Annotated in this window: 19 protein-coding genes and 2 riboswitches; of the genes, 7 read left to right on the top strand and 12 right to left on the bottom strand. The window is 46.2% G+C overall.

The window, feature by feature from the left end:
• Positions 1-61: 61 nt before the first annotated feature.
• From galU to AC6R00_RS11500, 3 genes are all read left to right on the top strand, one after another.
• On the top strand, positions 62-937 hold the full coding sequence (gene galU / locus AC6R00_RS11510) for a UTP--glucose-1-phosphate uridylyltransferase GalU (RefSeq protein WP_500640491.1): 876 nt from the start codon (positions 62-64) through the stop codon (positions 935-937).
• Between the two features lie 137 nt (positions 938-1074).
• On the top strand, positions 1075-3897 hold the full coding sequence (gene uvrA, locus AC6R00_RS11505) for an excinuclease ABC subunit UvrA (protein ID WP_500640490.1): 2823 nt from the start codon (positions 1075-1077) through the stop codon (positions 3895-3897).
• 68 nt (positions 3898-3965) lie between these two features.
• Entirely contained in the window at positions 3966-5741 is a 1776-nt protein-coding gene (locus AC6R00_RS11500; RefSeq protein ID WP_500640489.1) for a PglL family O-oligosaccharyltransferase, read from the top strand.
• A gap of 65 nt (positions 5742-5806) precedes the next feature.
• Here AC6R00_RS11500 and AC6R00_RS11495 read toward each other — a convergent pair whose 3' ends face one another.
• Entirely contained in the window at positions 5807-6928 is a 1122-nt protein-coding gene (locus AC6R00_RS11495) for a pyridoxal-phosphate-dependent aminotransferase family protein (RefSeq protein ID WP_500640488.1), read from the bottom strand.
• Between the two features lie 231 nt (positions 6929-7159).
• Positions 7160-7337, top strand: a riboswitch (Lysine riboswitch).
• A 117-nt stretch (positions 7338-7454) separates the two neighbouring features.
• On the opposite strand from AC6R00_RS11495, the gene lysC reads away from it, so the two are divergent.
• Positions 7455-8807, top strand: a complete 1353-nt coding sequence (gene lysC, locus AC6R00_RS11490; protein WP_500640487.1) for a lysine-sensitive aspartokinase 3 — start codon at positions 7455-7457, stop codon at positions 8805-8807.
• A gap of 190 nt (positions 8808-8997) precedes the next feature.
• Here the strand turns inward: lysC and pmbA are convergent, their stop codons facing one another.
• Positions 8998-10341, bottom strand: coding sequence for a metalloprotease PmbA (gene pmbA / locus AC6R00_RS11485; RefSeq protein WP_500640486.1), 1344 nt, complete (start codon positions 10339-10341; stop codon positions 8998-9000).
• A 109-nt stretch (positions 10342-10450) separates the two neighbouring features.
• Between pmbA and yjgA the strand changes: the two genes are divergently transcribed.
• Positions 10451-10978 (top strand): ribosome biogenesis factor YjgA, encoded by a 528-nt coding sequence (gene yjgA, locus AC6R00_RS11480; protein WP_486787228.1) that lies wholly within the window; start codon positions 10451-10453, stop codon positions 10976-10978.
• 243 nt (positions 10979-11221) lie between these two features.
• Here the strand turns inward: yjgA and thiQ are convergent, their stop codons facing one another.
• From thiQ to mpl, 5 genes are all read right to left on the bottom strand, one after another.
• Entirely contained in the window at positions 11222-11926 is a 705-nt protein-coding gene (gene thiQ / locus AC6R00_RS11475) for a thiamine ABC transporter ATP-binding protein (protein ID WP_500640485.1), read from the bottom strand.
• On the bottom strand, positions 11910-13514 hold the full coding sequence (thiP, locus tag AC6R00_RS11470; protein ID WP_500640484.1) for a thiamine/thiamine pyrophosphate ABC transporter permease ThiP: 1605 nt from the start codon (positions 13512-13514) through the stop codon (positions 11910-11912). The genes thiQ and thiP overlap by 17 nt, the downstream gene beginning before the upstream one ends.
• Before the next feature lie 9 nt (positions 13515-13523).
• Positions 13524-14510, bottom strand: a complete 987-nt coding sequence (gene thiB, locus AC6R00_RS11465) for a thiamine ABC transporter substrate binding subunit (RefSeq protein ID WP_500640540.1) — start codon at positions 14508-14510, stop codon at positions 13524-13526.
• Between the two features lie 67 nt (positions 14511-14577).
• A riboswitch (TPP riboswitch) is annotated at positions 14578-14699 on the bottom strand.
• 48 nt (positions 14700-14747) lie between these two features.
• A complete protein-coding gene (locus tag AC6R00_RS11460) occupies positions 14748-15374 on the bottom strand; it encodes a flavin prenyltransferase UbiX (RefSeq protein WP_500640483.1) in 627 nt (208 codons plus the stop codon).
• A 14-nt stretch (positions 15375-15388) separates the two neighbouring features.
• Complete coding sequence (gene mpl, locus AC6R00_RS11455; RefSeq protein ID WP_500640482.1) at positions 15389-16741, bottom strand: UDP-N-acetylmuramate:L-alanyl-gamma-D-glutamyl-meso-diaminopimelate ligase; 1353 nt, start codon at positions 16739-16741, stop codon at positions 15389-15391.
• 305 nt (positions 16742-17046) lie between these two features.
• On the opposite strand from mpl, the gene fbp reads away from it, so the two are divergent.
• Positions 17047-18063, top strand: a complete 1017-nt coding sequence (fbp, locus tag AC6R00_RS11450) for a class 1 fructose-bisphosphatase (protein ID WP_500640481.1) — start codon at positions 17047-17049, stop codon at positions 18061-18063.
• Between the two features lie 50 nt (positions 18064-18113).
• On the opposite strand, the gene AC6R00_RS11445 is transcribed toward fbp, so the two are convergent.
• From AC6R00_RS11445 to tamA, 4 genes are read right to left on the bottom strand one after another with little or no spacing between them, the layout of a single operon-like run.
• The gene (locus AC6R00_RS11445) at positions 18114-18473 is read right to left on the bottom strand and encodes a DUF2799 domain-containing protein (protein WP_500640480.1); all 360 of its coding nucleotides are present in this window, start codon (positions 18471-18473) and stop codon (positions 18114-18116) included.
• 43 nt (positions 18474-18516) lie between these two features.
• Positions 18517-18864: a gamma-glutamylcyclotransferase family protein gene (locus tag AC6R00_RS11440; protein WP_500640479.1), complete on the bottom strand. Its 348-nt coding sequence runs from the start codon at positions 18862-18864 to the stop codon at positions 18517-18519.
• Between the two features lie 30 nt (positions 18865-18894).
• Positions 18895-22662, bottom strand: coding sequence for an autotransporter assembly complex protein TamB (tamB, locus tag AC6R00_RS11435; protein ID WP_500640478.1), 3768 nt, complete (start codon positions 22660-22662; stop codon positions 18895-18897).
• On the bottom strand, positions 22659-24374 hold the full coding sequence (gene tamA / locus AC6R00_RS11430; RefSeq protein WP_500640477.1) for an autotransporter assembly complex protein TamA: 1716 nt from the start codon (positions 24372-24374) through the stop codon (positions 22659-22661). The genes tamB and tamA overlap by 4 nt, the downstream gene beginning before the upstream one ends.
• Before the next feature lie 117 nt (positions 24375-24491).
• On the opposite strand from tamA, the gene msrA reads away from it, so the two are divergent.
• Positions 24492-25118, top strand: coding sequence for a peptide-methionine (S)-S-oxide reductase MsrA (gene msrA, locus AC6R00_RS11425; protein ID WP_500640476.1), 627 nt, complete (start codon positions 24492-24494; stop codon positions 25116-25118).
• Positions 25119-25142: 24 nt separating this feature from the next.
• On the opposite strand, the gene AC6R00_RS11420 is transcribed toward msrA, so the two are convergent.
• The gene (locus AC6R00_RS11420; RefSeq protein ID WP_500640475.1) at positions 25143-26423 is read right to left on the bottom strand and encodes an HD domain-containing phosphohydrolase; all 1281 of its coding nucleotides are present in this window, start codon (positions 26421-26423) and stop codon (positions 25143-25145) included.
• Positions 26424-26426: the final 3 nt, after the last annotated feature.

Genomic DNA, 26426 nt, shown 5'->3' with positions numbered 1-26426 from the left:
ACTTTCCTTGTGGTATTGTTGCGCCAGTTTGAGAATAAGTATCTATAGCAAGGGATGAATCATGATTAAAAAATGCCTGTTTCCGGCAGCGGGTTACGGTACGCGCTTCCTACCAGCCACCAAATCAATGCCAAAAGAGATGATGCCAGTGGTGAACAAGCCACTTATTGAATACGGTGTCGAGGAGGCGATTCAAGCAGGTATGGACGGGATGTGCATCGTGACAGGCCGCGGTAAACACTCGATCATGGATCACTTTGACAAAAACTATGAATTGGAGCACCAGATCAGTGGTACCAACAAAGAAGAACTGCTGGTCGATATTCGCGATATTATCGAGAGTGCTAACTTCACATACATTCGTCAACGCGAAATGAAAGGCTTAGGTCATGCAATCCTTACAGGTAAAGAGCTGATCGGTGATGAGCCTTTTGCTGTCGTACTCGCAGACGATTTATGTGTGAACGAGCAAGAAGGTGTTTTGGCGCAAATGGTAGCACTTTTCAAGCAGTTCCGTTGCTCCATTGTCGCGGTGCAAGAAGTACCTGAAGATGAAACCCATAAATACGGCGTTATCTCTGGGGAAATGATCAAAGACGATATCTTCCGCGTCGATGACATGGTCGAAAAACCAGAACCTGGCACAGCACCAAGCAACTTAGCGATCATTGGCCGCTATATCCTTACTCCAGATATTTTTGAACTGATTGAAAAAACCGAGCCAGGTAAAGGTGGTGAAATTCAAATCACTGATGCGTTGCTTAAGCAAGCCAAAGCAGGCTGCGTATTAGCATACAAATTCAAAGGCAAACGCTTTGACTGCGGCAGCGTAGAAGGCTATATCGAAGCAACGAATTACTGTTTTGAAAATCTTTACTTAAAAGACGCACATAAATCTGAGTTAGGTAAGCAAAAGACAACCAAAGAAAACGCTTAATTCACTCCGATATAGTTATCTCTTCTTAAGGCAGCCTCATCGCTGCCTTTTTACTGTTTTTTTATCCAGTATTTTCTTTGCACAATTCTCACACTATGTAATACTTAGCCAACTTATTGTTACCTAGAGTGTTGAGAATGGATCAGATAGAAGTCCGTGGTGCCCGCACCCATAACCTGAAAAATATTAACGTAACCATACCTCGTGATAAGTTGATCGTGATTACAGGTCTATCTGGTTCAGGTAAGTCATCACTCGCTTTTGATACCTTGTATGCTGAAGGACAACGTCGCTACGTCGAATCGTTATCCGCTTACGCTCGTCAGTTTCTCTCTTTGATGGAAAAGCCTGATGTTGACCATATTGAAGGCCTGTCCCCAGCGATCTCAATTGAGCAGAAATCAACCTCGCATAACCCACGTTCAACCGTCGGTACCATTACCGAAGTCTACGACTATCTAAGACTGCTCTATGCTCGTGTTGGTGAGCCACGCTGTCCTGACCATAAGGTTCCACTAGCAGCACAAACTGTGTCCCAGATGGTGGATAAAGTGCTTGAGTTACCCGAAGGTTCGAAGATGATGCTGCTAGCTCCTATCGTTAAGGAGCGTAAAGGTGAGCACGTAAAAACCTTAGAAAACCTCGCAGCTCAAGGTTTCATTCGCGCACGAATTGACGGTGAAACCTGTGATCTTTCCGATCCCCCGACGCTAGAGCTGCATAAAAAGCACACCATTGAAGTGGTTGTCGACCGCTTTAAGGTACGTGGCGATCTTCAACAACGTCTTGCTGAATCGTTTGAGACCGCGCTGGAGCTCTCTGGCGGTATTGCTGTTGTTGCTGCTATGGACGGTGACGGAGAAGAAATCGTCTTCTCTGCTAACTTCGCTTGCCCACACTGTGGTTATAGCATGCAAGAACTAGAACCTCGCCTATTTTCCTTCAACAACCCTGCCGGAGCTTGTCACACTTGTGATGGTCTTGGTGTTCAGCAGTACTTTGATCCTGCGCGAGTGATCGTCGACGATTCACTGAGCCTAGCCGAAGGGGCGATCCGAGGTTGGGATCAGAAAAACTATTACTACTTCCAGATGCTCTCTTCTCTGGCCGAGCATTATGATTTCGATCTGAAAGCGCCATTTAACTCACTACCAAAGAAAATTCGTGATGTCATTCTGACTGGCTCTGGACGCACTGAAGTTGAGTTTAAATACATTAATGACCGTGGTGATATTCGCGTTAAGCGTCATCCATTTGAAGGGATATTAAATACCCTCGAACGCCGCTATCGTGATACTGAATCCAATGCTGTGCGTGAAGATTTGGCTAAATATATCTCGACCAAAACCTGTTCTAGCTGTGATGGAAGTCGCCTACGTCTAGAAGCGCGTAATGTATTTATCGGTGATACAACACTGCCAGAAATTGTTGAGCTCAGCATTGCTGACGCATTAGGTTTCTTTGCTTCTTTGCACCTTGAAGGACAGCGCGCTCAGATCGCAGAGAAAGTGATGAAAGAGATCAATGATCGCCTGCAGTTTCTGGTTAATGTCGGCTTGAACTACCTTAATCTCTCTCGCAGTGCAGAGACCTTATCCGGTGGTGAAGCTCAGCGTATCCGTCTTGCGAGCCAAATTGGTGCAGGGCTGGTTGGTGTGATGTATGTTCTCGATGAGCCTTCAATCGGCCTACATCAGCGTGATAACGAACGCCTACTTAAAACTCTGACTCACCTACGTGACCTAGGCAATACGGTGTTAGTGGTTGAGCACGATGAAGATGCGATTCGTATCGCTGATCACGTGATTGATATTGGCCCAGGCGCTGGCGTCCACGGTGGTAACGTGGTTGCAGAAGGGACAATGGATGAGATTATTGCCAACCCGAATTCAGTAACCGGACAGTACCTCAGTGGTAAGAGAGAAATTTCTATCCCAAGCAATCGCACGCCTAAAGATAGCAAGAAGGTTGTTGAGCTTATCGGCGCTTCAGGCAATAACTTAAAAGATGTCACTTTAGAGATTCCAGTCGGTCTATTTAGCTGTATCACTGGCGTGTCTGGCTCGGGTAAATCAACCCTTATCAACGACACTTTCTTTAAGATTGCCCACACCCAACTTAATGGTGCGACTACAGCTATGCCTGCGCCATATAAGAAGATTAAAGGGTTGGAGCATTTTGATAAAGTAATCGATATTGACCAGAGCCCGATTGGTCGTACGCCTCGTTCAAACCCAGCTACCTACACAGGTATTTTCACCCCAATTCGTGAATTATTTGCCGGAACTCAAGAGTCTCGTTCTCGTGGCTATAAACCGGGTCGCTTTAGTTTCAACGTACGCGGCGGTCGTTGTGAAGCTTGCCAAGGCGATGGTGTGATTAAAGTCGAAATGCACTTCCTGCCAGACGTCTATGTGCCATGTGATGTGTGTAAGGGCAAGCGTTACAATCGCGAAACCTTAGAAGTTCGCTACAAAGGCAAGACAATCGATGAAGTGCTGGAAATGACAGTCGAAGATGCTCGTAAATTCTTCGATCCAGTGCCCGTGATTGCTCGCAAGTTGCAAACCCTGATGGATGTAGGCCTCTCCTACATTCGCTTAGGCCAAGCTGCGACTACCCTATCCGGTGGTGAAGCGCAGCGCGTCAAACTAGCTCGTGAGTTATCTAAGCGAGATACCGGCAAAACATTATATATTCTCGACGAGCCGACTACAGGTCTGCACTTCCACGATATACAACAATTGCTGACGGTACTGCATCGCCTGCGTGATCACGGCAATACCGTTGTCGTGATCGAACACAACCTAGATGTGATCAAAACCGCGGATTGGATTGTTGATTTAGGACCAGAAGGTGGCCAAGGAGGCGGTGAAATTATCGCTCAAGGCACGCCGGAAGATGTATCACTCATCGAAGGCTCTCATACTGCCCGATTCCTCAAGCCTATGTTAAAATAGCAATTAATAGTAAAATTTACAGGCCAGTGAGTATTTCGCTGGTCTGTTTGTTTGAGGTATCAAGATTTATGGCGACCACACATTTAGCAGGGACAGAGCTTGAAATAAAGGCGCCAAAGATCCCTTTAACTAGACCTTTCTTGGTCACCATCGGGATACTCTTCCTGTTGGCGATGCACTTTTTTATGCCCAACCCTGGTGGCGTAGGCCTCGCACTTGCCTTTAACCCCACAACTTGGCTTGTGGTGAGTTTCTCTATTGCGATAGGTTTATACCAACTCGGTAGCTACGGCAGCCTAAGATACAACAAGCTCACTATAGGTTTGTTTGTTTGCTGCATTATGCTCACGCTGCCCGCGCTCTATTCAGGTTCGAATCTTGAGCTATCACTAGGGAAACTCACTGGCCTTTGGGCAGGTTATATTCTGTTTGTTGTCTTGCAGCAATTTCGCTTCAGCAACAAACGAAAGCAGCGTCTACTCTGGTTTATCACCATTGCGGTCTTTATCGAAGCTATTTTCGGCTGGGTACAGTATTTGGTATTAGAGCCTGGTAATTTATTTGGCTACAACACTGAATCAAACCGCCCTTACGGCATCTTTCAACAACCCAATGTGATGGCGAGTTTCCTCGCTACTGGATTAGCGCTATCTGGCTACTTGCTCACCCGTCATCCAACCAAGTACCAACGTAAAATCAGTGAAGTCGCCTTACTGTATTTAATGCCAACAATAACTATCCCACTGTTAGTATTTTTGGCTTCTCGTACAGGCTGGTTAGCAGCATTACTCTCCACGTCGTTCCTGCTGCCTTATATCTATAAGTTCGCAACTAAGAAACGTTTTTTCGGTTGGCTGATTTCCATTTTTGCAGGTATATCTGTTGCTCTTGCGGTGACAAATTTTTACCCAGCCAACAACGAGCTCATTGAAGAAAAGCTAAGAACTGAAGACGTACGGCAAAAGATCTATTCCCAATCATTAGACATGCTGATCGAAAAGCCGTTTACAGGCTATGGCTATGGTCGATTTGAGCCAGAGTACATGGTGTACACGGCGAGACAACACCAGCTAAATCAGAGCTATAAACCAGGTTTAGCGGCGATGGACCATCCGCACAATGAATTGCTCTATTGGGGAGTAGAAGGAGGCTTACTGCCCCTACTCGCGATCATACTCGCGGCGCTGTTTGTTCTCGCTCGACTCTATCAAGCCAAGAAAGGTACACGCTTGGCAATGTTTGCCCTGTTTGTGCCCATCGTACTGCACAGTCAGCTTGAGTATCCGTTTTATCACTCAGCGATTCACTGGATAACCTTTGTCATTCTGCTCTACTGGGTTGATCAAAGGGCGAGCAGTTATCGCCAAGCACCATTTAGTATTATCTCCAAGACAGCGCTACGGGTGTCTAGTTTAGTTATACCGATTGTGACAAGCTTCTATATGCTGACCACTTTGCATACCAATTATGTGCTTACCCAGTTTGAGCGCTCACAGCCTAAAGATCCTGAAATACTCAACCAAGTCAGCAATCCAGTGGTTTGGAAAGACAGATACGATTGGGATATCTATAGCACCTATCTCAATATTGGCTTATACAAGCAAGATCCTCAGTTTATCAAGCCATACATAGATTGGTCACTGAAGATTATTAAAGATAAACCTCGTCCTGCTTTCTATAACAATTTGATCTTGGCCTATCAAGGGCTGGGAGACAGTGTGAAAGCGGAGCAAATTCGTAGCGAAGCTCAGTTCCTATTTCCTGAACGGGATTTCTCTGAGGTGCAGTACATCCCACCGAATATCGATGCCTTAAAGGCGGACAGTGAAAAAGAGACTAACTAGAGTCTGTTGAAAATAATTAAGGCGACCACCTGGTCGCCTTATTAATTGATATGTTATTGAGACTGCTATTGCGTCAATGCCTCTTCGAGCGCTCGTAAGCACAACGCGACATTCTCGGCGCGGGCACCGTAACCCATCAAGCCAATACGCCACGCTTTACCTGCTAACGCGCCTAAGCCAGCACCAATTTCTAGGTTGTAAGTCTCTAGTAGGTGAGTTCTCACTTTAGCTTCATCAATACCTTGCGGAACAAAAATAGCGTTGAGCTGAGGTAAGCGCGAGTCTTGCTCGACAACGAACTCAAAGCCTAGCTTCTCTAAGCCTTGTTTAAGTTTTTCATGCATGTCTCGATGTCGCTGCCATGCATTTTCTAACCCTTCATTCTTAAGAATCAACAAAGACTCATGCAGAGCATATAAGCTGTTCACAGGCGCAGTATGGTGATAACTACGCTTTCCTTCACCGCTCCAATAGCCAAGCACTAAACTCTGATCTAGAAACCAACTTTGAACTGGCGTGATACGCGCTTGAATTTTCTCAATCGCAGCTGGAGAAAAGGTCACCGGAGAAAGACCCGGAACACAAGAAAGACACTTCTGACTGCCTGAATAAACCGCATCTAGTTGCCATTCATCGACCTTAAGCGGTACGCCACCAAGCGAGGTCACAGCATCTACAATGGTCAGCAAGCCATATTGCTTAGCCAACTTACCCAAGGCCTCTGCGTCACTGCACGCACCAGTCGACGTTTCAGCGTGAACAAAAGCTAGGATTTTCGCGTCAGGGTTATCTTTTAACGCTTGCTCGACTTTATCGACAGAGACGGGTGCACCCCACTCATCATCGACAACTTCAGCTACGCCCCCTGCACGTACAACATTTTCACGCATACGCTCGCCAAACACGCCATTGCGACAAACGATCACCTTTTCACCCGGCTCAATCAGGTTGACGAAACAAGTCTCCATCCCTGCACTCCCTGGCGCAGAAACGGCAATGGTAAACTCATTGTCAGTTTGGAAAGCGTACTTGAGCAGCGATTTAAGCTCATCCATCATGCCAACAAATAATGGATCTAAGTGACCAACCGTCGGGCGACTCAAAGCTTGCAACACTTGAGGAGATATATCTGAAGGCCCAGGTCCCATAAGAATACGATGAGGGGGGATAAAACTTTGAATCGTCATTGGCAGCTCCTTTTTAATATCAATATAATTTTTGTTCTATCTTTACTTCCTTAAACCCACCTTAATTCAATTCTTTGTTGGCAGCAATTAGCCCAAAGTATTGAGGTCAAACCAGTGTCACAAGTTTGTTAATTATAAAAAGGCATAAAGTTACAAATTCTCATTGACATAGTTCACAGAAAAACGTTCAATGCGGATATGTGGCGAATATTTATGCCACATAGCAAATTATTTTGCAGAAGAGGAGCACTGCCCAGGTAGACGTGTTGTGGAGCCACAAATCCGATACAACACATTGAGGGGGAGTAGTGCCGAGGTAGATCCGAAGTGTCGGTTTGGATCTGTCGGTTGCTAGGGTTGAATCCCTACAACTGTCATCAGCCCAGTCTGATGATGAGCTTCTGAGGAAAGTCATACATATAAAAGACCCCCTCTCTTTCGCTCAACTCTCTTCATCAAAGCAAAACACTGGATGTTGGTATAGCTACCAAAAGTTTTTATTTTAGGAAGTCGTGGGAGAAATGCTGTGAGCAGTTTTAATGTAGCTAAATTTGGTGGAACAAGCGTTGCTAACTTTGAGGCAATGAGCCGTTGTGCTGCAATTATTGAAAGTAATCCAAATACAAAACTCGTTGTGAGTAGCGCTTGCTCAGGTGTCACTAACCTTCTGGTCGAGCTCGCTAATGGCGTACAAGATCAAGTTCGTCGTAGTGAGATTCTGACTAAACTGGCGCAAATTCATGATGCGGTACTCGAACAGCTTGAAGATGGAACCCAAGCAGCGAACGATGTTTACGAGATTCTCGACACAGTGACTAGCCTTGCGGAAGCGGCATCGATCCAAGCAAGCCACAAACTGACAGACCACTTAGTCGCGTGTGGTGAGTTGATGTCGACTCACCTACTTACCCAATTGATGAAAGAGCGCGGTATCAATGCAGTGCGTTTTGATATTCGTGACATTCTACGCACCGATAGCAATTTCGGTAAAGCAGAGCCACAACTAGACCAGATCAGCGAGCTTGCTCAGCAATCACTGGTGCCACTCTGCCAAGATGCAGTAGTGATTACTCAAGGCTTTATCGGTTCTGACGCCAAAGGCAACACCACTACTTTAGGTCGTGGTGGTAGTGATTACAGTGCAGCCCTAATCGCCGAAGCCGTTGAAGCTTCTGGACTTGAGATTTGGACAGACGTTCCTGGTATTTACACCACTGATCCACGCATTGCGCCTAAAGCTTCTCCAATTCCTGAAATTAGTTTTAGTGAAGCGTCTGAAATGGCGAACTTTGGCGCTAAAATTCTCCACCCATCGACGCTTCTTCCTGCACTACGCCACGATATTCCTGTGTTTGTCGGCTCATCGAAAGAACCACAGAAGGGCGGAACTTGGATTCGCCATCAGGTAGAAAGCTCACCGCTATTCCGTGCTCTGGCTCTGCGTTGTAACCAAACCATGGTTACACTGCGCAGCGCCAACATGTTCCATGCCTATGGTTTCCTAGCTAAAGTGTTTGAGATCCTTGCTAAACACAAAATCTCGGTCGACTTGATTACCACTTCAGAGATCAGTGTATCTCTCACTTTAGACCAAACAGATACTGCTGGCGGTGCACCACAACTTCCAGAAGCCGCACGTGTTGAGCTAGAAGAGTTATGTACGGTCGAGGTAGAACACAACCTATGCTTGGTTGCTCTGATTGGTAACAATATGAGTGAGAGTAAAGGCTATGCAAAGCAAGTATTCAGCACTTTAGAAGATTTCAACCTGCGTATGATCTGCTACGGCGCGAGCCCACACAACCTTTGTTTCTTAGTTGATGAGTCAGTCTCAAAACAAGCGATTCAGAAACTGCATACAGAGTTGTTTGAGGAATAAAAGGGATTCGGGATTCGGGATTCGGCTGATATTTTAAAGGGTTGGCATTTTTGCCAACCCTTTCGTTTTGGAGAGCTGGAGAGCTGGAGAGCTGGAGAGCTAAAGCTTCAAGACATTGATAAATGAGTCAAGTCTAGTTCTCCAGCAGCGAAGCGGTCTAGCTATCCTTAGGACGTAGTCCGCTCCTTGTTTACTCCCCCGCAACCTTCATTGATTCAAGCAGGATTGAGCCTGTTTGGATCTGCGAGCGAGTCTCTACATCGTTGCCTACTGCAACAATCTGATTAAACATATCTTTGAGGTTACTTGCGATGGTAATTTCAGACACTGGGAACTGAATTTCACCGTTCTCTACCCAAAAACCTGCAGCACCACGAGAGTAATCGCCAGTCACGACATTAACGCCTTGGCCCATCACTTCTGTCACAAGCAAGCCAGTACCTAGCTCTTTCAGCATTTGCTCAAAGTTCTGACCTGTCGATTTCACAAACCAGTTATGAATACCACCCGCGTGACCTGTTGGCGTCATATCCATTTTACGCGCCGCGTAGCTAGTAAGCAGGTAAGTAGCAAGAACACCATCAGTAATGATCTCGCGATCTTGGGTAAAGACCCCTTCACTATCAAATGGGCTTGATGCAAGACCACGCAACACATGCGGGCGTTCAGAGACGTTAAACCACTCAGGCAGCACTTGCTTACCTAAGTGATCAAGCAAGAAAGAAGATTTACGGTAAAGGTTACCACCACTGATCGCCATCACTAGGTGACCAAGTAGGCCAGTTGCTACATCAGCAGCAAACATCACTGGATATTGACCTGTTTTTAGCTTTTGCGCATCAAGACGGCAAACGGTCTTCTCAGCAGCTTTCTGACCGACAGTTTCTTGCGTCCAAAGTTCATCTTTATGGCGCGCTACTGTGTAGCTGTAATCACGCTCCATTTCACCATTGTTGCCCTGGCCAATCACACAGCAACTCGTGCTATGGCGGCTAGAAGCATAGCTAGCGAGCAATCCATGGCTATTGCCATAGACTTTCAAACCATAGTGGCTATCGTAGCTCGCGCCATCACTTTGTTTGATCTTATCGCTGTAAGAAAGGGCCTGTTGCTCGGCTGCAATCGCTACTTTCGCGGCATAATCTGGATCTGGCGTATCAGGGTGGAATAGGTCGAGATCAGGCACCTCTTGCACCATTAGCTCTTTTGGAGCAGGACCAGCATAAGGATCTTCAGAGGTGTATTGCGCAATATCGAGTGCCGCAAGAACAGTTTGTTGGATCGCTTTATCACTCAGATCGGAAGTGGATGCACTGCCTTTACGCTGATTACGGTAAACGGTAATCCCAAGCGCGCCATCACTGTTAAATTCAACGTTCTCCACTTCGCACATACGAGTCGAAACGCTCAGGCCCGTGGTCTTGCTGATCGCGACTTCGGCGGCATCTGACTTCTCTGCTGCCATCTCTAGAGCTTTAGCTACTGCTGCTTCTAACTCAACTCGCTGTTGAGCAACTTGCTGTCTTACGTCCATATTTTCTTTATTTCTTAAGATCAATTGCCTTTAGAATAACAAGAATTTCGCTTTCTCCCCACGATTCTTGTTAAAATAGAGAAATAGATGTTCAAATTAAGGCAGAAAAATGGCACGTAAGAATCAAAAAGCGCCATGGGAAGAGGAAGAAGAGATCATTTGGGTCAGTAAGACCGAATTGAAACGCGACATGGAAGAGCTACAAAAGCTAGGTGAAGAACTCGCGAGCTTGAAGCCGTCCGTGCTAGAAAAATTTCCCTTAAGCGAAGACCTTGCAGAGGCAATTAAAGACGCGCAACGCTTCAAGAACGAAGCTCGTCGCCGTCAACTTCAGTACATCGGCAAGCTAATGCGTTTTGAAGATCCTGAGCCACTACAAGCAGCTCTGGATAAAGTGCGTAACAAACACTCACAAGCTACTGCCGAACTTCATAAGCTTGAGCAGCTTCGTGACCGAGTGGTAGAAGAAGGCGATAGCGCAATCGGTGATGTTATGGAACTTTACCCAGCTGCCGATCGTCAACGCTTACGCCAGCTCGCTCGTCAGGCAGCAAAAGAGAAAAAAGCAGGCAAGCCTGCAAAAGCCTTCCGCGAAATCTTCCAAGTGCTGAAAGAGCTAAACGAAGAAGAGATTTAAGCGAGAAGCGAGAAGCGAGAAGCGAGAAGCGAGAAGCGAGAAGCGAGAAGCGAGAAGCGAGAAAACTTTGAAGGGTTGGTACAATGTATCAACCCTTTCCTTTTATATTCAGGTAATTAACTCCAAAAAGAAATACCACTACCTGCGACTTTCTAGTTACTGACCACGAATACCTCTCGAAGGGCGAAGCCCGATCTCGACTCTCTAGCGCAGCGTTCCCGAGGACAAAGTCCGTTCCCTCTCCTACTCCCCCGCGCGAACAAAGTCACTTAGCGCTTGATTAGCGTGGCTCGATGACAGCTGTTCAATGTTATCTGAGACTTCGACTCGGCCATTGGCGACAAAGATAAAATCAGAGGCAATTGCCTTGGCATCACTGATATGGTGCGTCACCATAACCACTGTAATGTTTCTCTCTTCAGCTAACTTGCTTACCAAGTTAAGCATCTCTTCACGCAAAATAGGATCAAGGGCAGAGAAAGGTTCATCGAGCAGCCATATCTTATGCGGTTGGACAAAACAGCGTGCTAACGCAACACGTTGACGCTGACCACCGGAAAGTTGCTCTGGTAATCGATCAAGATAAGCTTCAACCCCGACTTGCTGCGCGGCTTGCTCTACTAGCGCCTGCTGATCGGAAGTGAGCTTTAAGCCAGGGTGCAAGCCAAGTCCAATATTCTGACGCACGGTTAAATGAGAAAATAGGTTATGCTCTTGAAACAGCATAGCGAATGGGCGTTGATGTGGCTCTTTACCAACAATATTGCGGCCTTCAACCTCAATGGTTCCCTCGGTCGGTTCAATAAAGCCCGCGACTAAAGCCAACAGGGTCGATTTACCCGCGCCGCTTGGCCCCATCAAAGCAACAATCGACTGTGGAGAGATCGAGGCATCAAAGTGAAACAGTTCATTGTGATAGTAGTAATCGACATTACTTAAGGTCAGCATGATTCACCTTCGAGTTGGCTTTTAATGAGGTTTCAATGAGCGTGAAACAGCCGACGCTCAAGAGTAATAGAGTCACAGATACTACTGCAGCAGATTCCATTTGATAGCTACCAAGCAGCTGGAATAGGTATAGTGGCAAGGTGCGAAATTCTTGGCTACCAAACAAAGCAATCGCACTTAAATCGCCAATCGCAAACATAAAGCTGATCGCAAAGGCATGAGCCATCGGTTTTTTCAGCGCTTTCCACTCAACCACTTTAAAACGATTCCAACCTTTCATTCCTAAACTGGCACAAACATATTGATATTGCTGCTCGACATGCAGCATTGGCTGAGACAGCGTTTTAATCACATATGGCAGACCCATTAAGGCATTCACGGCTACGACAACCACTAGAGCTAAGCTAAATACATCAGTAAATGAGCGCAGCAATAGAAACAGTCCGGTGGAAATCACAAGGCCGGGTGTGACAAGAATAATGGTGCCAATCAACTCAATATGATCCGCACTCTTCTCGCGATAGTTAAGGCGTAATCTTCGGCTGGTTAACAAGATGGCAATGCCAGCAATCACCGCAATCACACTTGCCATGGTTGCCACTTTCACAGACGCCCATAGTGCCTGCCAAAAACGTGCGTCGGTGAAAACATCCAGCGCATGACTGTTAAGACCACTGAGCAGCACCATCAGTAACGGAGGTAGCACCAGCAGCATTGAAAAGGCTATCCACCCCCAATCCCAACACTTAGAAACAAACGAGTCTTTAGACAAGTAAATAGTCTGACTCTGCGAGCCTGAGGTGACTGAGATCGGTTTCGCTAATCGCTGAATAGTCAACGCCATAACACCGCAAAGCATCATTTGCCAAATAGCCAATAGCGCGCCAGCTTGGAGATCGAAATCAAACTTAATAGCTTGATAGATTGCCAGCTCGATCGTGGTTGACTTAGGCCCACCACCGAGTGCCATTACGGTAGCAAAACTGGTGAAACAGAGCATAAACACCAAGCCGCTGACATGAGGTAATTGCTGACGTAGCCGCGGCCATTCTATCCAACGAAACTTATCCCAGTGTCCCATGCCGAGATGGGCGCATAGTTTATGCTGCTCTATTGGGATAGAGTCGAGCGCCTGCAACAATAACCGGGTCGCATAAGGAAGATTAAAAAACACGTGCGCCAATAAAATGCCATTGAGCCCATATATTGAGAACGGCAACTTGCTGTCTAAACTTTTGAACAGATCGGAAATCAAGCCGCTATTGCCATAAATGGCGAGCAGACCAAACACCCCGACTAAGACAGGCAACACCAGTGTGGTAGCAAACAGTTTGAGTAACAGGGATTTACCAGCAAACTGACGGCGAGATAATGCGTGCGCGACTGGGATGGCAAGGCCAACACTGAGCAAAGTAGAGAGAAAAGACTGATAGAAACTAAATTTGGTGACATGTCGATAGTATGGATCACTCCATACCTGACTGATATCTAACGATGGCGCGTTAACCAGTAAAGCACCGAGAGCAGAAACGACAAAGGTCGCGATGAATATCGCGACCCATAAGCCAATTTTTGGGGTATTACGCAAAAGAGCCTCTTAGAATGTCAGCGCACTTTGCCATTCGCGAATCCAAGATTTACGATTTTCGGCCACTTCGTCGGCGCTAAAGGTCAGAGCTTTGCTTGGTAGAGTCAGGCTTTCAAAACCTTCAGGCAGTGCAACGTCAGTGACTGGGTACATCCAGTTGCCTGTTGGCATTGCTGATTGGAACTCATCACTTAGAATAAAGTTCATGAACTCATCTGCTAGCTTTTGATTTTTAGACGCTTTTACTTTCGCAGCCACTTCCACTTGCGTGTAGTGACCTTCGGCAAAATCAGCGGCGGCATACTTGTTGTCACTTTCGGCAATCAAGTGATAAGCAGGAGATGTGGTGTAAGAGAGAACCAGATCAGACTCACCTTCAAGGAACATTGAATACGCTTCAGACCAACCTTTAGTGACGGTTACGGTTTTCTTGGCAAGATTTTGCCAAGCCTGAGTCACGTCATCACCGTAAACAGACTTCATCCACAGCATCAGACCTTGCCCTGGCGTTGAAGTGCGTGGGTCTTGATAGATCACTTTCAGATCATCTCGTGATTCCACCAGCTCTTTCAAGCTTTTGGGTGGGTTAGCTAGCTTCTCTTTGTTGTAAACAAAAGCAAAGTAACCGAAATCATAAGGGACGAAAGTTTTGTCCGCCCAGCCATTTGGCAATGCAACCTTGCTGGTGTCTACGCTATGTTCAGCCAACAAACCTGTTTTTTTCGCTTCCGCCATCAGGTTGTTGTCTAAGCCTAAAATAATATCCGCTTTGCTGTTATCGCCTTCTAAACGCAGACGATTAAGGATAGAGACACCATCATCCAATGCGACAAAATTAACATCACAACCACAATGCGCTTCAAACGCTTTTTCTACAACAGGACCAGGGCCCCAATCGGCAGCAAAAGAGTCGTAGGTATAGACAGTTAAACTGTTTTCTGCGGCTGTCGCTGGAACTGTCGCTAGCACTGCTAACGCAAGGGAACTTATTGAAATGGTGCTTAGAGTGTTTTTCACTGCTCGCTCTCTCCTTGTTTGAGCGGCACAGGTTTGAGAAGCGGAGTTCAAATCCAAACTCAATTCCTACGCCAGCATTATCTGGTTCAGGTACACGGGTCCCAAGCGATGGCTCGATCTCAGCTGACGCTAACATAAGTTAGGCCAATAGCTCCCCGATGAGTAACGGTCGAATTGTAATAGTTATGTGGCTCAATAGCTAGCGCCGTTCACATATCAGCTCTGACGGGAGTCATAGCCCCAGCGAGGAACCAATCCTTGATCTACTCCTAGGTGGTCGAGAATACGCGCGACCATAAAATCAACCAGATCATCAATCGATTTCGGTTGATGATAAAAACCTGGTGCAGCAGGCATGATGGTCACGCCCATTTGTGACAGCTTGTGCATGTTCTCAAGATGCAGGGTAGAGAATGGCGTCTCGCGAACCACCAACAGTAGTTGACCACGCTCTTTCATCACCACGTCTGCGGCACGTTCAATCAGGTTGTCAGACATACCGTGCGCAATCGCCGCAACGCTGCCAGCTGAGCAAGGACAGACGACCATCTGTTTCGGCGCAGCAGAGCCAGATGCAACCGGAGAGAACCAGTCATCTTTACCGCATACAATCAGCTTGTCTGGGTCGCAATTGAGATGCTCAACCAAAGTTTGCTTAGCCGAATCAGGATTGGCTGGCAGTTTAAGGTCATGTTCAGTTGCAAGCACCACTCTCGCAGCAGATGAAACAAGCAGATAAACTTGATAATCAGCAGCCAGAAGGCGCTCTAATAGGCGTAAACCATAAGGAGCACCAGAGGCACCGGTAAAGGCTAAGGTGATGGCTTTTTGTTGTTTAGTCATATTAAAAAACTACACTATTGCTCTAGCTTTGCCAGAAGCTTGTTGTGAATACCTTCGAACCCGCCATTGCTCATTACCAGAATCTGATCACCTGAGCTAGCACTAGCAACAATTTGCTCCACTAGCTCATCGACATTATCTGAGGTTTGCGCAGGTTGTTCACATTGAGCTGCAATATCTTCCACCGACCAATCAATCGAGTCGGGTTGATATAAAAACACCTGATCGGCTTTTTGTAACGAAGCGGCCAAAGTATCCTTGTGAACACCTCGCTTCATCGTAGCGCTGCGTGGTTCGAGTACCGCGATAATTTTGCTATCGCCGACCTTGTTACGTAGTCCACCGAGCGTCAGTTCAATCGCGGTCGGATGATGGGCAAAATCGTCGTAAACCGTGATGCCATTGACCTCACCTTTGAGCTCCAAGCGGCGTTTGGTATTGATAAATTTGGCTAAAGATTCACAGGCTAAGTCTGGGGTGACGCCAACATGGCGCGCAGCAGCTATCGCCATCAAAGCGTTATCTACATTGTGATCACCAACTAGACTCCAGTTCACGCGACCTACTTGCTCGCCTTGGAACAATACGTTGAACTGCGAGCCATCAATATTTATTTTCTCCGCCTGCCAGTCACCTTGCTCACCACTAAACTCAGTTTCGCTCCAACAGCCGCGCTCAAGCACATCTTGTAGTGCACTATCTTGTTTCGGTGCAAAAATACGCCCATTGCCCGGCACCGTGCGAACAAGATGATGAAACTGACGTTTTATCGCTTCAAGATCGTCAAAGATGTCGGCATGATCAAACTCTAGGTTGTTCATAACTAAGGTGCGTGGATGATAGTGCACAAACTTAGAACGCTTATCGAAAAAAGCACTATCATATTCGTCGGCTTCAACAACAAAAAACATGCTTTCACCAAGACGAGCTGAAATTCCGAAGTTACCCAAAACACCACCAACCAAGAAACCCGGCTTATAGCCACAGTCTTCTAAGATCCACGCCAACATACTAGACGTTGTGGTTTTTCCATGAGTACCAGATACCGCTAATACCCAACGGTCATGAAGTAAGAACTCTTGCAGCCACTGAGGACCAGAGGTGTAACGCAAGTTATGATTCAGCACATACTCGACACATGGATTGCCGCGGCTCATCGCATTACCAATCACCACTAAATCAGGTGCTGGTTCGAGTTGCGACGGGTCAAAGCCTTCTATAATTTCAATACCTTGAGATTCCAGTAGAGTACTCATTGGTGGATAAACATTGGCATCACACCCTGTGACTTTATGCCCCAATTGACGTGCTAATACAGCTGCACCACCCATAAAAGTGCCACAGATCCCCAGGATATGAATATGCATAGAAAAGCCTTGTTCTAAGCGGAAAATATTGTCCTCATTATGGCGACAATATGGCAAAAAGCGAACTACTTTAGCCACCTTAATAAAGAGAATTGACTCACTGATTACGCTTTGCTCACTAACTCATCTCTCATCGCTGTGAAAACTGTTGAAAGTTTACTAAAAAATTTGAGATCTAAGACAGTTAGTTCATTACCAATAAAAAGATCTAACTTTTACACTTATCTCGGGTAGTCATAAAAGCTCCGTTAGAGAACGAGACATCCCATTCCCCCTATCTATGAGCGACTTTTAAAGGAAAAACCATGTCTGGAATGCGCACCCTTGGCGAGTTCATTGTTGAAAAACAAGCGGACTTCCCCCACGCTAGCGGTGATCTATCATCCCTACTCTCTTCAATTCGCCTTGCTGCAAAAATTGTTAACCGTGAAATTAACGCAGCTGGTTTAGGTGATATTACTGGTGCAGTTGGTACTGCAAACGTTCAGGGCGAAGATCAGCAAAAGCTTGATGTCTACGCGAACGACAAATTTAAGGCCGCTCTTGAAGCCCGAGATCAAGTGTGTGGTGTTGCCAGTGAAGAAGAAGACGAGGCGGTAGCGTTTAATAAAGAATTGAACAAGAACGCAAAATACGTTGTGTTAATGGATCCATTGGATGGGTCATCGAATATCGATGTTAACGTTTCTGTTGGTACAATTTTCTCCATCTATCGCCGTGTATCACCAATCGGTACCCCTCCAACAGAAGAAGATTTTCTTCAACCTGGTCATAAGCAAGTTGCAGCGGGCTATGTCATTTACGGCTCATCAACCATGTTGGTATACACAACAGGTAATGGTGTTAACGGCTTCACTTACGACCCTTCACTAGGCACTTTCTGCTTGTCACATGAAAACATGATGATTCCAGAAGACGGTAGCATCTACTCGATCAACGAAGGCAACTACATTCGTTTCCCTATGGGTGTTAAGAAGTACATCAAGTACTGTCAGGAAAATGCACCGAGTGAAAACCGCCCTTACACTTCGCGTTACATTGGCTCTTTGGTCGCAGACTTTCACCGCAACCTATTGAAAGGTGGTATCTATCTCTACCCGAGCACGCAAAGCCATCCAAATGGTAAACTGCGCCTACTTTACGAGTGTAACCCTATGGCTTATATCATCGAACAAGCAGGTGGAGTAGCATCTGACGGTGTTCAGCGTATTATGGACATTAAGCCAACAGAGCTACACCAACGCGTGCCATTCTTTGTAGGTTCGAAAAACATGGTTAAGCAAGTCGAAGAGTTTTTAGAGCTAAATCGCGAAGAAAACTAATCTTCAAACGCTAAAAACAAAAGAGTCGCTTAATCGCGACTCTTTTAGGTTTAAAACGCTGACCCCGCAGTTGAGTGACGTCCAGAGATATAATCTTGCTTGAAAAATGGGTCAATCCGATCACAGATTCCAGCATAAGGTTTCCCTACTACCCCTAACATATATGCACTCTGTGAGCAGTACTCTAACCTACCTTGTTCGTAGCCATTGGAGTAAGCGAGATATAACTCTTGGCTGAAGACGCCACCTTGATCTAGTTTGGCGAGTTTAACTTCTGACTGTTTCAAAAAGCCTTGCTCGGCACGTTGTTTGCCATATTCTGACCAATCACTTTCCACATTGCTTAGTGGGGGTGGCTGTGTGGCACATCCTGCCAACAATAATACCACTAGAACAAATTGTACTTTCATCGTTCTCTCCTTAGTCAAATCACCCACTCGGTATAGGAAAGTATTACACCTTTTGGCACCAGTCACCGGAGGAAATCAACGTTTCCAATTGATCACCTTGCTGGTAGAAATAGATCCAAGCTAAACCAAATTGGGTTTCTATCTGCTCTCTACGATAAGTAACTGGTACATCTTCTAACAGGTCTAACTGTTGCAACGTCTTATCATCAACGCGATAAACCTCACCATAGAGAACACTATGCCCTTCTGTTACGGCCGGATAGGCGCCAAGATCATAAAGGCTGTATATTGGTGGGGTCGCATAATTTCCAAGCCATTCAGATTGTGCTAACAAGTGATGGTTATTTTGCCCTTGGCGCAGTGTGCCGTACACAAATACTAGCTGTTGCATTTCATCGACTCCTTTCAATGGTGTTACCAACTAATTAAACTCAAACTGATACAGAAGGTCGACCGCGTTCGTTGCACCAGATAATGCCTCAACATAGAGATCTTGCATCAAACGATAACGCACGGTGAACTCACCCACCGACTCAAATATACCGACCCCATATTGCACTTTGAGACCTGGTAGAATATATCCGCCCACCGTCACTTGAGACTCTTTCCCAGATCCTGCAGTATCGACCTGAAGATCTTGCACCCCGAAGGCTTCGCCAATTTCACCGACAACCTGGCCACTTTTCGCTAGGCTTAAACCAATTAATGTTGTCGTCATGGCATTACCACCTGATTCACCATCAATGTCTTGACCACGTAATAGATAGGAAAGCGCATTGGCTTGTGCCATCGCTGGGTTAGAGAAAATAGTCACAGTAGGCTCACTGACTGGGCCAGTTACTTTAACCCCAGCCGTCACATCATCTTTAGTGTTATCTGGGTTGCGAATCGCGGTAATTTGTAGATAAGGCAGATCCACAGGGCCATTCATCAGCACCTTACCTTCTTCAATTAGCAAGTCTTGGCCGAACGAACGGTATGAGCCATCAATGATATTGACTTCGCCAGTAACGAAAGGTCCTTTGTCTCGCTGTGCGACATTGAGATTACCAACTAACTCCCCCTCTAGGCCAAATGCAGAGAGCTTAAAGTCATCGCCAATCTTAATATTGATATTGGATTGCACCGTAAAAGGTACCGAGCTTTGCTCATCAACGGGCTCAAGCTGGTCATTAAGGATGACCTGATCTTTTGACACCCCTATCGCACTTGGCGGTAACTCTTCAACCACAATACGTCCCCATGGCAAAGCGATAGTCCCGTCAATTCGAGCAGACTTTGGTGACGCAGAGATTGTCATATCCGGTTGAACTTTAATCTTGACCATAGGCGGTACATTAACCAGCAACTCTTCAGCAAAGACGCGTACGTTGGTGTTCCAATCCTGCAAGTTATGCCAATCGGCAGCCCCAGCTAGCTCGAGTTTTCCGTCAGGAGTATGAATAGCCGCAGCCAGTGTCGCATCATAGCCTGTGAAGTTAATGGTTAAACGACCTGAGTCGACTTCAACAGGAGATATATCCCCCTGCAACAAAATATCATCGACAACAAACTGCCCATTCAATTTGGGCTGCATAGCCGGACCACTAATTGCGAGATCAGTAGTAATGTTTGATTTAAGCTTACTGAAATCCCCAACTACAGGTGCTAAAAAGTCTAAGTTAAACGTAGTGAGCTTCAAACGACCATCGATTTGTTTGTCTTCACTTAGCACATCCGGAATAGTGGCGCTGCCAGAAACATCACCATTATCAGTTACGTCGAGTAACCACTCTGCGCTAAGCTTATTGTCTGCAAGTTGCGCCTTCAGTGTCACACTCTCCCAACCCAACTCTAGAGGTTGTTCAAGCTTTTGAACCACCTCACCCTTAGCCAGTTCAATTTTAGCCTTTAGCTGAGGAGGTTGGTTGTCACCCCACTTTGCCCATACTTTAGCGTCAGCTTGCCCTTGCAACTGCGTTGTCTTGGGAAGAAAAGATATTATCTGCTCGAAATTAAACTGGCTTAATGCGAGCGCAGCTTCGCCACTTTGTCCAACCTTGATATCCTTCTCCAAGCAGAGTGATGAGTCAGCTTGCAACCAACAGTGGGCCGCGACAGAAACCTGCTCCGTCGCCATTTCAAAGCCTAGTGCCGTTGGCTGACTCAGTCGCCATTCACCTTGCGCTGAAGAAAGCAGCATACGCTTAAGCTTACCTTGCCAAACAAGTTCTGGCTTATCAGTCAGTGAGCCTGTCAGGGCTAAGCTCGTCGACACAATATTTGAGTTTACATCGAGGTTAAGTTGGTGCTCTTGCTGGGAACCCGCGAAGTTCAAGCTCACGTTTTCGATCACTTTGTCTTGATACTTAGTTTGATTGACCTTGAGCGCTAATTGACCACTTGGCGTTGGAAGCGGGGTGACATTACCCTTCAGACTTAACTGAGAAATCTGGGCCTGCTTCTGCCAATCAATACCTTTAGCGACTAGGTCTAAACCCACATCAGGAGTTTGTATGTCGCCACGCAGAGCAACATCACCGAAAACACGCCCGTTTAAATCTGGCACTGTTGTGTTTAAGTCAGGCAAATTGAGCGCCAGATCCATGCGCCACTGTTTATCTAGCTCCCCACTAGCTTTAATAGTGTTTGGGCCATGAGAAAGCACTAGCTGCGGCGTTTTAACACTGAGCGCATTTTTACCTGTTATGTCCGACGCAGTCACACTACCAACGATATTCAGAGGGTATTCACGCAGTACACCATCAATATCAAGCTTCGGTACATCGACTTGCCATCCACCTTGCTCTGTTAGACTTCCGGTTGTTGACACTTGCCCACTGATATTGCCTTCAGCTTCAGGCCATTGTAGACCGGGCTGAATGTGAGCCAGTGTCAAGTTTGCCGCCCAGTTAATCGGCGCTTGCCAATCCGCCATCACGTCACCGGAGATCGTTCCTCCTAGCGTGGCAATGTCCACTTGGCTCAACTTGATTTGGGAGAGATCACCTTTGCCTTGCAGCACGAGTGATACATCTGGAAGCTGTGAGCCTTTAAAGTCTGCATCTAGATCGAGGCTATAACCATTAAGAGAACCGTGAGCTTCGAGGTTATCTATCGAAGCAAAGTAGTCCCCTTTCCCTTGTAACGGCCACTGAAGATCAGCTTGGGTTAAGGAAAAATCAAAAGGTAGTTCAGATTTGAGTGGCTGCAGCTCGCCGGAAAGTGAAGCTTTAGCTAACCCAGCCAGTTGCGCTGACGCTTCTAATCTCGCCACACTGCCACTCGCTTTGAGGGACAAGGTTTGCCCTGCTGCTATCTCTTCTTTAACCGTTGCATCCAGCTGCAAGTCGAGTGGGTAGTCACCTTGCAGCTCAATATCCGTTTTGAGTTTTGCAGTCGCCTGCGGCATATCCAACTCAAGTGTTTTAACCACCACTCGAGAGTCTTTTGCATTGGCCTCTAAGCCTAAATGGTCGACGATAACCGGCGTTGTTTGATCAAGCTTAAAGTTGTAAATATCGAGGCGTACAAAATCTATTTGCAGCGGTAAAACGATATTAGGCAGGGCAATCTCTGCAGGCGTTGACGCTTGATTCACTGACGTAGCAGCCTGCTCGTTGTCAGCGCTACTTTCCGCTAACTTAACCCAAGGTGATTTAAGTTCGGTTGCATTGATACGTAGGCGATTACCTTGAAATGACGCCCCAGAGGTAAATGAGTCCCATGTAATCTGATTACCTAAAATATCCAGCTTAATATCGCTTAGCGCCAATCGACTTAACTTGATAGGAATTGGAGAGGTAATTTTAGCTGATGATGACGCCTCAGCTTGCTCTTGAGTGGCTGGCGAGCTTTCTGGTAACTCAGGCATAGCGAATGACAAACCATCAATCGCAAGTTCATCGATACAAACACCCGGCTCAGTAAAGCATGTCACATTGACTGCAAGCGTTAGTGACCTTACCTGAGTATCGACCTGCAAGTTGTCATCTTTAAATACAACATTGCTGAGGGTAAATCGAGGAAAAATCGCGCCTTGACTCGACTCAACTTTAAGCTGAGGAACAAACTTCTCGGCCCCCCACAATACAAGGTTCAAGCCCGGATTGGTAAACAGTAATCCGCCTAGCGCAACCAAAACGCTGAGGAGTAAAATGAGTAAAGTGAGTGAAAGCCATTTTGACCACTTAATCACAACACGGGTCATAGCTCTGGTCCTAAAGTAAAGTGGAGCTTAAATTCTTTGCCTTTACTAGCGTCTAGCCCCCAAGCGAAATCTAGGCGAATAGGTCCAACTGGCGATGCCCAGCGCACACCTACCCCTGTGCCTCGCTTGATATCTGGTGATTCATTAAATGCATCACCGACATCGTAGAAAGCGGCGCCCCACCAATCGCCATAAACGCGATATTGATACTCGATTGAACTGGTCAGCATATATTTGGCACCGGTTAATTTGTCATTGGAGTCTTTAGGGGAAATCGACTCATAACCATACCCACGAAGATTGTTGTCACCACCAGCAAAAAAGCGTAGCGATGGCGAGAGCTTGTTGAAATCTTCTACAAAGTTTGCACCACCATTCAGTTTGAAGATGGCCCGGTGGTTTTGACCAGCACTGCGAATCCAAGTCGTCGCACCAATCAATCGAGTCACTCTGGTTTCTGATAAAGCATTCGGATCGCCATATTCAAGTGTCACACTTTGGCGGTCTCCCCAAGTTGGCATTGCCCCCCCACGGACACGGCTGCGCGAAAAAGTAACCCCTGGTAATAGAAACTGAGCATTGTCATCTTGTTTACCTTGGGTATAGTTCTCTAGCAAGTAACGGACATAAAACGTTCGATGCCAGCCACTACCAAGCACCCAATGCCTTTCTAAGGCCAGGTTAGACTCAAGACTTTCCGTATCACGCTGGTTGACGTTTTTCATCCCGTATTGGATGCGATAATACTCATTCAACGCGTCTTCGAGTGGAATTTGATAACCGGCAGTGATCGTTTGTTCAGGCTTTGAAATTGAGAGACTGCTGTCGAAGCTATGTCCACGACTGTTTACCCAAGGTTTTTTCCACTTTAGTGAGCCTCGAACCCTAACATCCGTTGCGTAGCCAATACCCGTTTCGAGTTTGTTTCTAGCCTGAGGAGCAAGCGATACCTTCATCGGCAACTCTCGCCCTTGGCCTAATTGACTCAAATCGGGCTCAACAAAGACTGATGAAAACCAATCGGTATTGGATAGGTTTTGGTTATATTCCCCTACTTTGGTTGCCTGATAAGGGTCATTTGTTTGATAAGGGGATAATGACTCAACCCTATCTTGATCTATTTGACTGCCAGTAATCGTATTGGCACCAAAGTGATAACGCATTCCACTGTCATAGTGAAGGTGAACAAAAGCTTGATTGAGATCGGGAGCAACTTCTAAGCGATTGGCAGTAAAGTCGCCCTCAAAATAACCTTTTTGCAAAGCCAGATTTCGAATCGAAGATTTCAAACTGTCATACAAACTATGATTGAGTATCTCACCCTGTTTCAGACCACTGTTTTCAATAAGTGCCGTAAACTGAGGATCATGTTTAGCCTCACCTTCTATTTTAATGTCGACCTGCTGCAAGATAACCGCGGGCCCTGAAGTCACATTGACGATCAACTCTGACTCATCTTCTACGACAGTGAAGTCAATCTCTGGGTGGTAGTAACCCAACGCATTGAGCGCTTCTGTGATGCTCTTCTCTAGACGGGCTTGAAAGCGTAAGCTTGTTTTATAGTCGGCTTCAGGAATGGATGATAAATAGGCTTCAACATTATCATTTAGCTCACCCTCTAATCCTTCTATCGACAGTTCCACGTTTTGCGCCCATAGCGGTGGGGCAAAAGAAACAAGAGCGATTAGAACTGGTAAAGGTTTGCTGATCATGCTTAATTATCTGTCTACATCATGTAAGGGAATAATACCGCCACTAAAAAAATAAGTCTGTACGAAAACAGTGAATTAGGCGGTCTATATGAAAAATACTCTAACAAGGAAATCACGATGCTCGACAAACAAACCATGATTACCGCCCAGCAAGCACTCCCTGGACGAGAGACTCCACTTGCTCTCGATGACATTCATTTCGTCAATCAAACCCGTTTGACTGCAGAACCAGCAGAAGGTTGCGAGAAAATTCTACTGGGAATGGGCTGCTTTTGGGGTGCCGAGCGCCTGTTCTGGCAACTTGATGGCGTGGTAAGTACCTCAGTTGGCTACGCAGGAGGTTATACGCCTAACCCAACCTATGAAGAGGTATGCAGCGGACAAACTGGCCATACAGAGATTGTACGTGTCGTTTTCGACCCAAGTATCATCAGCCTAAAACAGCTATTGCAAACTTTCTGGGAGAAGCATGACCCAACTCAAGGAATGAGACAAGGCAATGACCGTGGTACCCAATACCGTTCTGCGATCTATGTATATAGTGACGAACAGTACCAAGCAGCGCTAGCATCTAAGCAGGCCTATCAAGCTCTACTCGGTGACGACAGTAGTGAGATCACCACAGAGATTTTACCCGCAGGTAAATACTACTACGCTGAAAATTACCACCAGCAATACCTAGCTAAAAACCCGAACGGCTACTGTGGTTTGGGGGGAACTGGAGTGTGTTTTCCACCTAGTTGATCATGCCAAGAATAACTCTCACGGCTAAACAACATAAGCAAAATAATGTTGATTTTGCTTCTCTAACCCTATTAAACGTTGCAGCATCTCATCAGTGAGCATGCTGCCCCGCTTGATCAACACCTGACCATTGGTCAAACGTACATCTCGTTTAAGTTCGTCTCCGACTTTAAGCTCGCGCAACGGAACAGAATATTCCATCGTATTGTCATTATTTTGCAGCTTTGTCGAAACCATTTTTAAGTAGGCTTTCACAATTGCAGCGTCATAGTGAACATCAGATAACTCTTGCAGTTTAAGAGCGGCTTGTGCTGGGGAGCAGCGATTTTTAGGCTGATGATGAGTCACCGTTAGAAAGTCATAATCCTTCACTACACGAACAATTTTGGCGATAAGCGGAATATCAGCTTGCGTGAGATGCTGTGGGTAACCCGTCCCATTGACATTCTCATCTTGATGCTTGATTCCCATAACCACCTCTTTTAAGTGCGAGCTGTCACTTAACACTTCATAAGCTATCGAGCCAAAACAGCATGGTGCTAGATGATGATTAGCGAAATTGGCAGGCACTTCACTCAAAGATGAGAACAACAAGCCAATCGGATGTAGTTGAGCACAACGATAAACCAGATTGACGATCTTAGGTGGCAAACACATGGAAAGCGCTAATTGCTTGGCATGTAAAGCGACGCGTTGCAAATCACACTCCTCATACCAAGAGTGAGCCACAGCTCCTGCTATTAGCACCCTCTGAGAGTCTTGGCTAATGCTCTGATAACGTGATAGAAGTTGATCATATCGCTGTTTTAGCTCAACTAACTGCATCTGAGTTTCGGTGGATGAGGTTAGCAACTGACTATTTTCTTCACTAAAAGTACGGTTTTCATGATCCAAATGTTGCGCATGCTGCTTTAGGCCTATATTCATCTGGTACTGAGTGGCCATTTTGCCCAGCAGCTCTTTGAGCTCATCGGTGTCCCAAGGCTTAGCAAGAACATGATGAATTTGTCCTTCATTAATTGCACTGACTAAGGTCCGATAGTCGACCCCACCAGAGAACGCTATACGTATCGCATGAGGTTGGATCAATACGGATTCGCTTAAAAAGCGGGCTCCTCCCATCCCAGGCATGCGCATGTCAGACATAATAATCGCAACTTCATTTTCACCAAGGTAAACCAAAGCTTCGAGAGGATTGTTAAAGGCGATAACTTGATACTCTTTTCTCAGTAAGCGGCTAAGAGATTTAGTAATATGAACCTCATCATCCACCACCAGTAGCTTCGTCAGTCCCTTATCAGCCATACG

The sequence above is a fragment of the Vibrio sp. R10-SF1-ISO8 genome (genome assembly GCF_059833805.1).
This window is presented reverse-complemented; position numbering and strand designations above follow the sequence as displayed.